Genomic DNA, 12,501 nt, shown 5'->3' with positions numbered 1-12,501 from the left:
TAAAAGGATGAATGTCATGCGCATGCTGCATACCATGTTACGTGTTGGTAATTTAGAGCAATCATTAAAATTTTATACAGAAGTTTTAGGTATGACTTTGCTCCGTAAGCGTGATTACGAAGAAGGTCGTTTTACGCTTGCTTTTGTAGGTTATGGCGATGAAGAAAATCATACCGTTTTGGAGTTGACCCATAACTGGGATACAGAAAGTTATGATTTGGGTAATGGCTATGGTCATATTGCAATTGGGGTAGAAGATGCCTACAAAGCATGTGAAGAAATTAAAGCACGTGGTGGTAATGTGGTACGTGAAGCAGGGCCAATGAAAGGTGGCGTGACTGTTATTGCCTTTGTTGAAGACCCAGATGGTTATAAGATTGAACTGATTCAGCAAGATCAGAACGCACGCAATAATTAATCTTTATCTGTGCAACAGTAAAAAAGAAACGTTTATTACACAATAAAGTGTATATTGTTAAGTATTCATTTTAAAAATATTGAACATCACCTTAAAATGCTCGCTTTTTGAATAGAGCTCAGTAATATACCTTTATCGAAAGGTAAAAATTACTGGGCTTTTTTTGCAACAGTAAAAAATACAGGATGTGTTTATGTTGAAGTTATTGGCACTGGACCGTTTTACCATTCTTTTGTTTGTGATGGTGATCCTCGCCAGTGTCGTGCCTGTGTCAGGGCAGGCCGCCGAAGTTTTTAGTGTGATTACGACGGTTGCCATTGCAATTTTGTTCTTTTTGCATGGGGCGAAATTATCACGTGAAGCCGTAATTCAAGGCATGATGCATTGGAAATTGCATGCGCTGGTGTTTACTTTTACTTTTGCGTTATTTCCGATTTTAGGTTTGCTAGCTAAGCCAATTTTAGTTCCAATGCTTGGGCAGGAGCTGTATTGGGGCTTTTTGTTCATGTGTTTTTTGCCTTCAACCGTGCAATCTTCAATTGCCTTTACTTCAGTGGCAAAAGGCAATGTTGCCAGCGCAGTCTGCAGTGCGTCTTTTTCTAATTTAATTGGGATGTTTATTACCCCGGTTTTAGTAGGAATCTTTATTTTAGGGCAGTCTAAGCACGGTTTTGACCCGACAAACTCGATTATTCAAATTACTTTATTGTTATTGGTGCCATTTATCTTGGGGCAATTATTACGTCCTTATGTTTTTCCACAGATGCTGAAATTACCAAAATTGGTCAAGGTGTTTGATCAGGGTTCGATTTTGATGGTGGTTTATGGCGCATTTAGTGGGGCCGTGGTAGCAGGATTGTGGCATCAAGTCAGTGGCATGACTTTATTGCTGTTGATTATTGCCTGCTCAGTTTTATTGACCCTTGTGATGTGGTTGGCGTGGGTTGTACCACAATGGTTGGGTTTTGCACGTGAAGATCAAATTGCCGCATTTTTTTGTAGCTCCAAAAAAACCTTGGCCAGTGGTGTACCAATGGCACAAATTTTATTTATTGGCCAGCCTTTGGGGATGATTGTTTTACCCATCATGATTTTCCATCAAATTCAGTTAATGGTGTGTGGCGTGATTGCCAATTATCTTGAGAAGCAGCCAGATTCGACTGACCCGCAAGACTTAAATTCCTAAGAATAATTAGCTTTAAAATAATTTTTTCCGTATAATATTGCCCAACTTGTTGTGCTTAGCTCTGACGGTATCCGTCTCGGTGGGCCAAAAGAATGGTCTGTTATGGTGTTGGTCTGCTTTAAAGCTTGTCCTCATTTTTTAAATGAGAGTGACCAATTGCGATGACAGCTTAAGCCTTCTTAAATCTTAGGAGTAATCGACGATGCGCGCCGATATTCACCCAAAATATGAAAAATTAGTTGCAACTTGTTCTTGCGGTAACGTAATCGAAACTCGTTCAGCAGTTGGTAAAGAAACTCTTTATCTTGACGTATGTTCTGCATGCCACCCGTTCTACACTGGTAAGCAAAAGAATGTTGACACTGGCGGTCGTATCGACAAGTTCAAACAACGTTTTGCTGGTATGTCACGTTCTATCAAACGTTAATCTCCAGTACAAAAAAACGGGCAATTGCCCGTTTTTTTTGCCTTAGATTTAGGATCTAAAAATATAGACCCTAATGCACAAGACTTTATTGGTCTTGCACATCAATTAAATGATCGAGTTTTTTCTGGAAATAATCACCCTGAATAAAGCGTGCATCGACATTCCACGCATTTGCAAACAGGTTCATATCATTTAAGTCACGCAATAACACTTCAACAGGTTTAATTTCACTATAAATGCTCAATTGTTCCTGCAATTCTTGCGTAGAGTCATCTGAAGCCAGTTTTTCAGTCAGTGCGCTGTGTAAGGTTAAGTAGTGAATATCAACTTGTTTCAAGATGGATTCACTATAAATCGAATGACCAAAATCACGTAGAGAAATTTCAGCACCGTGCTGACGTAATAAATTGATTTGTTTCTGTGCATCACCTAAGTTTTGACTGATATCTTCTTCTGAGAATTGCAAAATTAATGGATGGCTGATACGGCTTCCAATAATCGTAATCAGTTTAGACACAAACTCAGGGAAGCTACGGTCTTGTAATAAAACAAATTTGTTTAAATTGACAATCAACTTTGCTTCAGGGTATTGGGTAATGAAATTGTGTAATTGTTTACAGGCTTCAACCAAAATCCAACGATCCAGTTTAATGGCTAATTCTGGGTCTTCTGCCAAGTCAATTAAGCCAGTCAGTGGTTGCCATTCGGTATTGAAAATAAAGCCGCTGGTTACTTCGTAGGTATATAAGTTAGTATCTTGCTTGTCGTAAAGTTGTTGATATTTAAGATGAATTTCACCTCGATCTAGGCTTTGACGTATAGCAGCAATAATTGCTGATTCACTGTAGGATTGTGGTACAGCAACGGCAGGTTCAATTACATTTAAATTAGATTCACCAAAGGATAAGTCTAAGGCTAAACCTGAGTTATGTTGTTCTTGTGGCTTTGGTAATGCGTTGGCAAAACCTTGGCTAATCAGTTGTTCAAAATTGCTTTCATTTTGAATATCTTGAGTGAGCGGCACATAACCAATACGCAAATTAAGCGGATAGCTGTGTTGATCTACCGTGAGTAATTGGGGTTTCGTGAGTGAGTTTAAGCCAATCAGTTTTGATTCTAAAATTGTAGGCGATTCTGCTTGGAACAAACCAACGACTAAACCATTACTCACATTAAATAAAGGTACATTGGTCTGTTCTTTTAAAAAGTTTTTAATGTTGGCAAAGTAATTTTTTGTGGTTTGCCAGTCGGATTGGAAAATTGAATCTGGGCAGTTCGCCAACGAAAACACCACCAAAGCATTATCACTAGAAGGCTGTTTGGCTAAAGTACGATTCACCAATTGGTAGGCGCTAGGCTTTGCTGTCGCTTTGTCTGAGGTGGTTTGAGTAGGGGCTGTATTATGCGCAGTATTTTCAATATCTATGGTGATTTGTATGGCGTCGTCAGCTGCTGCAATGAATTCAATTTTGAGTGGGTTTTGTTGTGCCAGAAGCGGGTTTTGGCTATGAATATCAAAATGGACGTGTTCAAACTGTCCTTGACTGACTTTCTTAAAGCGGAATTTAAAATCTGTAATATCTTGGGGTTGCAATAAATCTAATAATGGCAAGCCAATAATGTCATCTTCACTTTTTAAACCAAATAGCTGTAAATATTCAGCATTGGCTTGTGCATGAATTCCTTCCTGAATAATTGCCACAGCTTTGCTACTGTCTTCGACTAGCGCCTGTGCTTGTGATTGCGCATTATCAAGTTCAGTCATAAGTTGTTCTTGTGACTGTTGTAAGCGACTAAAAGACAATGCGCGAATTAAGCCAAAATAGAAGCGTTCAGGATAATCTAAATTGATAATGTCATAGATGCCTTTGCGCACATAACTGGTATATTGTGTGGCATCGTAATCATCTGGTTTGAGTAACAGTAGCGGAAGATTCGGTTGCTGTGATGCACGAATTAAAGTAAGGGCCTGATCGATTTTCATGTCATAAGCACGACCAAAAATCACCAAATCCCAAGTTAAATGTAATTGTTTTTCAAAATTTTTTATGTCATCTAAGAGATAAGCCTGAACACGGTGCTCATTTGCAGTGAGTTGCTCACAAATTTGATTAAAACGTATTTGGTTGTCATCGATTATGAGTAAACGTGTTTCGGTACGTTTGAGCTTTTTAGATAATAATGGATTTCTCACTTTAATGCTTCCCATATATCGTGATTTTTAACTTCATTCACTTGTTTCTGAATAAAACCATCAATTAAAGGCTGTTGTTGATCATTTAACAACTCAAAATCAAAGCGAATAAAGCTTTGGGTAATCAGTAACGGTTTAATTAAGAACACTTTAAGTTCTTCTTCACCTAAACGTAATTGTATGGTTTTTTTATCACGTAAAATTTGCAGATTTGGCAAAATCAACGTGTTATTGACTTCATCAACCTGTGTACTTTGTACCAATAATGTTGGATGATAATTTCCCGTATGTCGATCTGTTTTAATAAAAACAGAACAAGGATAAATATCTTGAGTTAAAATTTCCAAACCAACTTCTAAACTTTTTTCAACTGATTGTTTAATCCAACGGATTACACCAGCACGCCACGGACTTTGGCTATTTTCCTGAACGAGAATAAATTCACCAGTTTTAAGGTTTTTCGGTGTTTCACCGGTCCATTTAATACGATAGCCATTGACACTAATATCTAAAACATCGGCATTGTGAATTTGTTTGGCTTGACGGTCTAAAGTTTTAACAGCGCTAATATCTACCGTAGAATTGGCATGCATGGCGTTGACAAACTGGCTTTCATTCTGGAATTGGTAGTTATCTCCCAAAGCCAATGTTTCATTGAAGTTTTTACCATTAGAGAGATAAAAATGTGCCACAGTTAATCCAAAGCAAATTTTAATTCGTGCCGAATACTCATAACGCTCATGCACACGTTCTGCCGTATTGGTCAAAATATTATGCAAGTGGAAATGTAGGGCAGGAGTTAAGAACAGTTTTTCATTGCGTGATAAATTTACAGCTTTACGATCTTGAGCTTCATTTAAATGATCAAGCAGGGATTGAGTTGCAATAAAAATGTTGGCATGAAAGCCTTGGCTTTGGTGCGAATTGTAAATAGGGGGATGATCTTTACTTGCATCGACCACATAACGTGAAAATGTCGTTTCTTTGGGTAAAACTTGAATCAGTTTTGCCCAGTCAAAGCTACAAAGATATAAACCTTGAATTTCAGTAGGTCGAATTTGATGGGTATTGAAAATTTCCAATAAAATCAGCTGTGCATAGGCTTGTGCAATATTAATCAGTTGATGTTGTGTACCTTGTAACTGATTAATATTATTTAAATAATAATGTTGTTGAATTGCAGTATCTAAAAGTTGGTGTGCAATCAGCCACTGATTTGGCAAGGCGGGGCTATAAAGCATGTGTTGTTGATAGCGCAGTAGAGCCAATTGCTGTAAAGCATAATAGCTAGATAGAACTCGTGCAGTTTGTAAATTCTTCTTTAAATTAAAGGCAAATAAAGAAAACTTTTGTTGAGAGAGTTGTTGGTGACTGCGTCGGGAAATATCAATATACACTTTGGCGAAGTGACTGCGTAATAACAGCGCGAGTTCAACAATATGATCGTTGCGGTCATTACTAATTAAGGCCTGATTGAAAAAATGCTTTTCTAGGCTGGTGAGTACATTTTCAAGTGTTGGATGAATAGCTTGAATTAAGTCAAAACGTAATGTTTCCTGACATTTCAGTTGTGAAATTTCTAACAGTGCATTAAACAGGGCTTGGGAAGAATCACCCAATTGTAAAATGGATAAATCCGTTGCCCACGCTTGAATGCTTTTAACCGTATTTTGACAAAAACTCAATTGCTCCAGCTTTAGTTCGCTGGGAACTAGAAAAAGATCTGAAGTATTTATATTCATGATTATTATTTAACTCAATAAGTTGAAACCCCAAATAAAGGTGTCTTGTTTTTTTCGCCCGCAATTTCCCTAACGAGTTTAGGAACTAAATAGCCAGGTAAGTTCGCTAAAAGCTCTTTATAGATGTGATCAATGTCTTGCGGCATTAAATCAAAATGATGCGCTCCTTTTACTTTATCTAACACGTGTAAATAATAAGGCATCACCCCCGCATCAAAAAGACGATAGCTTAAATCGGCCAAGACCTGAGCAGAATTATTGACCCCATTTAATAAGACTGCTTGATTCAGAACGGTGAAATTTTGCTCAACTAACTTGGTGAGTTGCGAACACGTAAAGTCATCTAATTCTGATGCGTGATTCGAGTGTACCACTAGAATAATACGCAGCCTACTGTTTTTTAGTAAGGAAATCAGCGATTCATCGATACGGTTGGGAATAACAATCGGAACTCGTGAGTGAATTCTCAAAAATTTTAATTGCGGAATAGATGCTAAGCGTTCAATCCAGATATTCAATTTACGATTTGACAAAGTGAGTGGGTCACCACCACTTAAAATCACTTCATTAATATCGGGCTGGCTTTCAATATAATTACGGATATTGTCCCAATCTTCAGTTTTTGGCAGGTTTTCTTGATAAGGAAAGTGTCTTCGGAAACAATAACGGCAATGCACGGCGCAAGCACCAGTCAGGGTGAGCAAAAAGCGTGATTTATATTTGTGTAAGACTCCAGGTTGTTGATTGGCTTGTTCCTCACCCAAAGGGTCGGTGACAAATCCGGGATGATCTTCAAGTTCTAAATGATGCGGCAAAACTTGTAATAGCAAGGGATCGAGCGGATTGCCTTTTTGCATTTTGGCAACAAATGCTCTTGGGGTACGCAATTTAAACTGATTTGATGCCAGTAATGCACCTGACAGCAACTGCTGTTCAGACAACTCTAAAAGATTTAACAATTCGCGTGGGTCGGTGATCAAGTCACTGAGTTGAGATTGCCAGTTTTGTTCTTGGTACAGGTAATTGATCATGCCAGAAAAGTTTTAAATATAAGGTGAAATGAACCAAGCACACATCTGTATAGCCTAGAAGAATTCTGTGTTTATTGAGCGTGAATGCCGTGAATGATTTGATCGCTTTGAATCAGAATCATTATAAAACAGCTGATTTTACCGATATCTTGAGGCGATCGGTAGTGGATTTTCATTGCTTCGTTATGGCTTGCTCATTTACAATACGTCCGATGAAAAAAAAGATGTTGCAAGATGGCGAGCATCGCAAAGCTGCGTTGGTCATTTGCTTGTAGCATATATAGTTAAGTTAGTCAGTTTGGAGTGTGCCAGTCATGGCCTATTATTCTACGAATGATTTCAAGTCAGGCCTTAAGGTTATGCTTGATGGTAACCCATGTTCAATCATGGAAAATGAATATGTAAAGCCAGGTAAAGGTCAAGCGTTTAACCGCGTAAAACTTCGTAACCTTCGTTCTGGTAAAGTTTTAGAAAAAACATTTAAGTCTGGTGATTCATTAGAAGCAGCTGACATTGTAGAAGTAGAAATGGAATATCTCTACAACGATGGCGAAATGTGGAACTTTATGGATCCTGTATCTTTTGAGCAAATAGCTGCTGATAAAACCGCAATGGGTGATGCTGCAAAATGGTTAAAAGATGATTCAAACGAAAAATGTACCATTATGTTGTGGAATGGCGTACCTTTAACAGTAAGCCCACCAAACTTCGTAGTATTAAAAATCGTTGAAACTGATCCAGGCGTTCGTGGTGATACTTCTGGCGGTGGCGGTAAACCAGCGAAACTTGAAACAGGTGCAGTAGTACGTGTTCCATTATTCGTTCAGCAAGAAGAAAGCGTTCGTGTAGATACTCGTACTGGCGATTATTTAGAACGTGCATAATGGTTTAAAAATAGACTATTATCGCAAGGGGTGATGAAAATCATCCCTTTTTTTATGCCAAAGTATTAGATCAAAACAAGGAGATGCAGAGTAAAGTCGCAAAGGAAAACAGCAGTACCTCGAATAATTAAAGACGCTGATTGAATGCAACAAATATGAGGGATTGAAATGGAATCTGTTCAGCCGAAGTCAACTCTGACTTCAAAAATTATATGGCTTTTGGTCGCCATATTGGGTGCAGTATCTTTTGGGATATTGGCAGTCAGTAGAGGCGAACACGTCAATGCAGTCTGGTTAGTTTTAGCTGCGGTCTGTGTCTATAGCATTGCATACCGCTTCTACAGTTTATTTATTGCCACCAAAGTATTCGAGTTAAATGCTCGGCGTTTAACACCTGCGCATCGTCTAGCAGATGGTCTAGATTATGTTCCCACCAATAAAAGTGTATTGTTTGGTCATCACTTTGCCGCAATTGCAGGCGCAGGCCCTTTAGTTGGACCTATTCTTGCAGCACAAATGGGCTATTTACCCGGCACCATCTGGCTTTTGGTTGGAGTGGTGTTGGCTGGTGCAGTGCAAGACTTTTTGGTTTTGTTTATTTCTACACGTCGTGATGGGCGTTCTCTGGGAGAAATGGCAAAGCAAGAGCTGGGTTCATTTGCTGGCGTGATTGTCATGCTAGGTGCGCTGGGCGTGATGGTGATCATTCTCGCTGTACTCGCCTTGGTTGTTGTGAAAGCTTTAACCAATAGTCCGTGGGGCGTATTTAGTATCGCGGCCACTATCCCAATTGCGATTTTCATGGGCATTTACATGCGTTTTATTCGCCCAGGGAAAATTGCTGAGGTTTCCATTATCGGTTTTGTACTGATGATGTTAGGTATTATTTATGGTGAAAATGTTGCGCAGCATCCAACCTGGGGACCTTTGTTTACATTAAGTGGCACAGAATTAACGTGGTGTTTAATTGCCTACGGTTTTATTGCTTCAGTTTTGCCAGTGTGGTTGTTATTGGCGCCACGTGATTATTTATCGACCTTCTTAAAAATTGGTGTTATTGCAGGTTTGGCTGTGGGGATTGTGTTTGCAATGCCTGAAATGAAGATGCCTGCGGTGACCCATTTTATTGATGGTACAGGACCAGTATTTGCGGGTTCAATGTTCCCATTCTTATTTATTACCATTGCCTGCGGTGCGATTTCAGGCTTCCACGCCTTAGTTTCTTCAGGTACGACGCCAAAACTGGTCAATAACGAAAAAGACATTCGGATGATTGGCTATGGCGGCATGTTGATGGAGTCTTTCGTGGCAATCATGGCGATGATTTGTGCCACGGTGCTAGACCCAGGCGTGTACTTTGCTATTAACGCACCCACTGCAGTTTTAGGTACAACGGTGGAAAGTGCGGCAGAAGCGGTACGAAATTTAGGCTTTGTGGTGAGCCCTGAAACTTTAACCATTTTGGCAAAAGAAGTGGGCGAAAGCTCGATTCTGTCACGTACGGGCGGTGCGCCAACTTTTGCGATTGGTATGGCACATATCATCACCGAGATTTTTAATAACCGCTCGATGATGGCGTTCTGGTATCACTTTGCCATTCTATTTGAAGCTTTATTTATTTTAACTGCGGTAGATGCAGGTACACGTGCTTGCCGTTTCATGGTGCAAGATACTGTGGGGATTGTTATTCCTGTGGTGAAAAATTCTCATAATTTCTTTGGTAACTTGCTTGGCACGGCAGTCGCAGTGGCAGGTTGGGGCTTTTTCGTCTATCAAGGGGTGGTCGATCCTTTAGGCGGTATTAACAGTTTATGGCCGCTGTTTGGTATTGGTAACCAAATTTTGGCAGCAATGGCGCTCATTTTAGGTACAGTGATTTTGTTTAAAATGAAAAAAGAAAAATATGTTTGGGTGACGATTATCCCAACCGTATTCTTGTTCATTACTTCCATGACCGCTGGCTGGCAAAAGATTTTCCATGACAATCCAAAAATTGGTTTCTTGGCGCAAGCAGATCGTTTCAGTGCCGCAATTCAACGTAATGAAATTTTAGCACCTGCTAAAACAGTCACCGAAATGCAAACTATTGTGATGTCGAATCAAATTAACGCCGTGTTATGTGCTTTCTTTATGATTGTGGCATTTGTGATGTTGTTCGCTGCTATTAGGGTAATTCGCCGTGCATTGGCAAGCCCAACGCCAACTGTACATGAAGCCGAAGCGATTTATCGTGATCCTGAAACTATTCAGCCAAATAGTAGTCATTAGGAGAGAGCACATGATTAAGCTGAAATTTGCCCAACAGGGCAAAACAGTGATTTACAACATCATTAAAATGACCATCATGTCGCAAAAGGATTTGATTTTGAATCCGAAAAACTGGTCGCGTATCGCTACTTTGTGGCAGCGTTTGCAACAAAGTTTTCGTTTAATGGTTGGTGTACCGGATTATCAGAACTATTTGGAACACATGCGTAAGCATCATCCAGATTTAGAAGCCATGGATGCGAAGACTTTTTATCGTTACTGTGTCGATGCGCGTTATCCATCGGCAAAAGGTGGTTTGAAAAAGTGTCCGTGTTAATCCCGCATCAGGATGGAAATGTATAGAGATATGGGCTGCTTAACCCTCAGTGATTAGGCAGCTTAGAATATCTTTAGGATTTCTTTGGAAATTTAGAAAAACGGTGTATGTTTAAACATGCGCCGTTTTTTTGGGGACAAGGGGATTTACTGTGATTTGGGGTACAGAAAAAGTTCAAAAACAACAACTGACGCAAGCGCAGCAACCGCTCAATGCACAAATTGAATTTTATGCTGGCAAAATTCAGGCTTTTTTGACAGAAATTAATACCATTATTTTAGATAAAGAACAGCAGACCAAATTGGCGCTAAGTTGTTTGTTAGCAGGCGGGCATGTGCTTTTTGAAGATTTACCCGGATTAGGTAAAACTACCTTAGCGAGCGCTTTAGCCCACTTGGCAGGTCTACAATTTCAGCGCATTCAATTTACCAATGACATGCTGGCTAGTGATGTGATTGGTGTAAATATGTTCAATCAAAAAGAACATCAATTTGAATTTAAGCAAGGTCCTATTTTTACCCAAATTTTATTGGCCGATGAAATTAACCGTTGTTCGCCTAAAACTCAAAGTGCCTTATTAGAAGCCATGGAAGAGGGGGCAGTCACGGTGGATGGTGTACGTTATGGCTTACCGCAACCTTTTTGGGTAATTGCCACACAAAACCCACTATTTCAAAGTGGTACTTATGCGCTGCCAGAATCACAGCTTGATCGCTTTTTAATGCGTTTGTCTTTGGGTTATCCATCGCGTTTTGCTGAAAAAAAGCTGTTGCAACAAAACTCAAGACATGCGCTGATTGCTAGTTTAAAACATATTTTTACTGAAACAGAAATTTTAAACTTACAGCAATTGGTCACAGAAATTCACGTATCTGATACCGCGTTAGACTACTTACTCGACTTAGCCGCAGAAACCCGTAAAGCACGTCACGGATTATCTACTCGTGGTGTTTTGGCGCTAAAAAAAGCAGCGCAAGCACATGCCTTAATCGAGCAACGCAGTTTTGCCACTGCCGATGATATTCAAGCGGTATTTGTGGCCGTTGCGGCCCATCGTATTGGATTGAGTGAGGCAGAAACTTTGCATGTGATGCAACAGGTTAAAGTGAGTTAGTACGCGCATGTTGAAGCAAGCATGGCAAAACTGGATCAAGACACGTTTTCAGTTTGATCGACACAAGACATTAAAACAAAAAGACATTTTGGTTTTTATTTACCAACAAGGTTATCTGTATTTAGTACTGATTTTGATCACGTTTATTGCTGGCGTGAATTATGGTAATAACTTGATTTTAGGCTTTTGCTTTTTGATCAGCGCCATTTTGTGTATCAGTTTTTATTTGACCTTTAAGCAGTTGCATGAATTAGAGATTGAAATTGTGACCCCGGAAGTTGGGCAAGTGGGCGAAGTATTGCAACTACAATTGCATTTCAAACAACAGCTCGCCCAGACACGTTATTTATGGATTAAAGCCGATCATCAATTAGAAAAGGTTCTCATTCAAGACACCCAACAGCAGTATATTTTGACATTTTTTGCAGCACAACGTGGGCAGTTTCATTACCCTCATTTACACATTTATTCGGTTTATCCTTTTGGACTAGTACGTGCATGGACTTACTTGAATTTGTCACGTATCACTTGGGTGGCGCCAAAAGTCGACATATATAGCGCAGAAAACAAACAGCATCTACACAGCTTTCAACCCGATTTAGACGAGTTTCGTGAGCTGCGTGATTTTCAATTGGGCGATTCCTTGCAAGCCGTGTCATGGAAGCAAGCTGCACGCGGTCAGGGCTTATATGTAAAAGTATTTGAACAATATCAGGATCAACAGAGTATCGATATTTATTATGAACACATGCCTGCACCGACCCACGAAGAAAAATTAAGTTTGATGATGGGTTTAGTTGAGCAATGTGAACAACAACAGTTGAATTATGCCATGTTTTTGCCGCATGCGACCCTTGAAAAAGGTGTGGGTGAGCGTCAGTTGAAACAGGCAAAAATTCTTTTGGCACAGGCTTGATAATC

General features: G+C 39.6%; 11 protein-coding genes. 8 read left to right on the top strand and 3 right to left on the bottom strand.

Features of this window, described 5'->3' with window-relative positions; genetic code table 11:
• Window positions 1–16: 16 nt before the first annotated feature.
• The 3 genes from gloA (at window position 17) to rpmE (ending at window position 2,031) form a co-directional block, all read left to right on the top strand.
• Window positions 17–418, top strand: coding sequence for a lactoylglutathione lyase (gloA, locus tag BJN41_RS02720; protein ID WP_019837644.1), 402 nt, complete (start codon window positions 17–19; stop codon window positions 416–418).
• A gap of 187 nt (window positions 419–605) precedes the next feature.
• Window positions 606–1,604 carry a bile acid:sodium symporter family protein gene (locus BJN41_RS02715; RefSeq protein WP_171066659.1) on the top strand — a complete coding sequence of 333 codons (999 nt, stop codon included), beginning with the start codon at window positions 606–608 and terminating at the stop codon, window positions 1,602–1,604.
• Window positions 1,605–1,806: 202 nt separating this feature from the next.
• Window positions 1,807–2,031 (top strand): 50S ribosomal protein L31, encoded by a 225-nt coding sequence (gene rpmE / locus BJN41_RS02710; protein WP_004971624.1) that lies wholly within the window; start codon window positions 1,807–1,809, stop codon window positions 2,029–2,031.
• Window positions 2,032–2,116: 85 nt separating this feature from the next.
• On the opposite strand, the gene BJN41_RS02705 is transcribed toward rpmE, so the two are convergent.
• The 3 genes from BJN41_RS02705 to epmB are packed head-to-tail and all read right to left on the bottom strand — an operon-like array spanning window position 2,117 to window position 6,998.
• Window positions 2,117–4,240 carry an EAL domain-containing protein gene (locus tag BJN41_RS02705; protein WP_070153039.1) on the bottom strand — a complete coding sequence of 708 codons (2,124 nt, stop codon included), beginning with the start codon at window positions 4,238–4,240 and terminating at the stop codon, window positions 2,117–2,119.
• A complete protein-coding gene (locus BJN41_RS02700; protein ID WP_070153036.1) occupies window positions 4,222–5,967 on the bottom strand; it encodes a GTPase in 1,746 nt (581 codons plus the stop codon). The genes BJN41_RS02705 and BJN41_RS02700 overlap by 19 nt, the downstream gene beginning before the upstream one ends.
• Window positions 5,968–5,981: 14 nt before the next feature.
• On the bottom strand, window positions 5,982–6,998 hold the full coding sequence (gene epmB / locus BJN41_RS02695; RefSeq protein WP_070153033.1) for an EF-P beta-lysylation protein EpmB: 1,017 nt from the start codon (window positions 6,996–6,998) through the stop codon (window positions 5,982–5,984).
• Window positions 6,999–7,312: 314 nt separating this feature from the next.
• On the opposite strand from epmB, the gene efp reads away from it, so the two are divergent.
• From efp to BJN41_RS02670, 5 genes are all read left to right on the top strand, one after another.
• On the top strand, window positions 7,313–7,882 hold the full coding sequence (efp, locus tag BJN41_RS02690) for an elongation factor P (protein ID WP_026438184.1): 570 nt from the start codon (window positions 7,313–7,315) through the stop codon (window positions 7,880–7,882).
• 168 nt (window positions 7,883–8,050) lie between these two features.
• Window positions 8,051–10,150 (top strand): carbon starvation CstA family protein, encoded by a 2,100-nt coding sequence (locus tag BJN41_RS02685; RefSeq protein ID WP_019837637.1) that lies wholly within the window; start codon window positions 8,051–8,053, stop codon window positions 10,148–10,150.
• Between the two features lie 10 nt (window positions 10,151–10,160).
• On the top strand, window positions 10,161–10,466 hold the full coding sequence (locus tag BJN41_RS02680) for a YbdD/YjiX family protein (protein ID WP_019837636.1): 306 nt from the start codon (window positions 10,161–10,163) through the stop codon (window positions 10,464–10,466).
• Window positions 10,467–10,653: 187 nt separating this feature from the next.
• Window positions 10,654–11,580 carry an AAA family ATPase gene (locus tag BJN41_RS02675; RefSeq protein ID WP_141730358.1) on the top strand — a complete coding sequence of 309 codons (927 nt, stop codon included), beginning with the start codon at window positions 10,654–10,656 and terminating at the stop codon, window positions 11,578–11,580.
• A 10-nt stretch (window positions 11,581–11,590) separates the two neighbouring features.
• Entirely contained in the window at window positions 11,591–12,496 is a 906-nt protein-coding gene (locus tag BJN41_RS02670; RefSeq protein ID WP_070153115.1) for a DUF58 domain-containing protein, read from the top strand.
• The last annotated feature ends 5 nt before the right edge of the window (window positions 12,497–12,501 follow it).

Origin of the sequence: Acinetobacter towneri (assembly GCF_001758345.1) — a bacterium.
GTDB classification, from domain to species: Bacteria; Pseudomonadota; Gammaproteobacteria; order Pseudomonadales; family Moraxellaceae; genus Acinetobacter; species Acinetobacter towneri_A.
The sequence above is the reverse complement of the archived record's forward strand: the minus strand, read 5'-3'. Positions and strand labels throughout refer to the sequence as shown.

Bases quoted from the DNA above. Each gene is read 5' to 3' on its own strand.
- gloA (WP_019837644.1), top strand. From the start codon at position 17: ATGCGCATGCTGCATACCATGTTACGTGTTGGTAATTTAGAGCAATCA.
- rpmE (WP_004971624.1), top strand. From the start codon at position 1,807: ATGCGCGCCGATATTCACCCAAAATATGAAAAATTAGTTGCAACTTGT.
- BJN41_RS02705 (WP_070153039.1), bottom strand. From the start codon at position 4,240: ATGGGAAGCATTAAAGTGAGAAATCCATTATTATCTAAAAAGCTCAAA.
- BJN41_RS02700 (WP_070153036.1), bottom strand. From the start codon at position 5,967: ATGAATATAAATACTTCAGATCTTTTTCTAGTTCCCAGCGAACTAAAG.
- epmB (WP_070153033.1), bottom strand. From the start codon at position 6,998: ATGATCAATTACCTGTACCAAGAACAAAACTGGCAATCTCAACTCAGT.
- efp (WP_026438184.1), top strand. From the start codon at position 7,313: ATGGCCTATTATTCTACGAATGATTTCAAGTCAGGCCTTAAGGTTATG.
- BJN41_RS02685 (WP_019837637.1), top strand. From the start codon at position 8,051: ATGGAATCTGTTCAGCCGAAGTCAACTCTGACTTCAAAAATTATATGG.
- BJN41_RS02680 (WP_019837636.1), top strand. From the start codon at position 10,161: ATGATTAAGCTGAAATTTGCCCAACAGGGCAAAACAGTGATTTACAAC.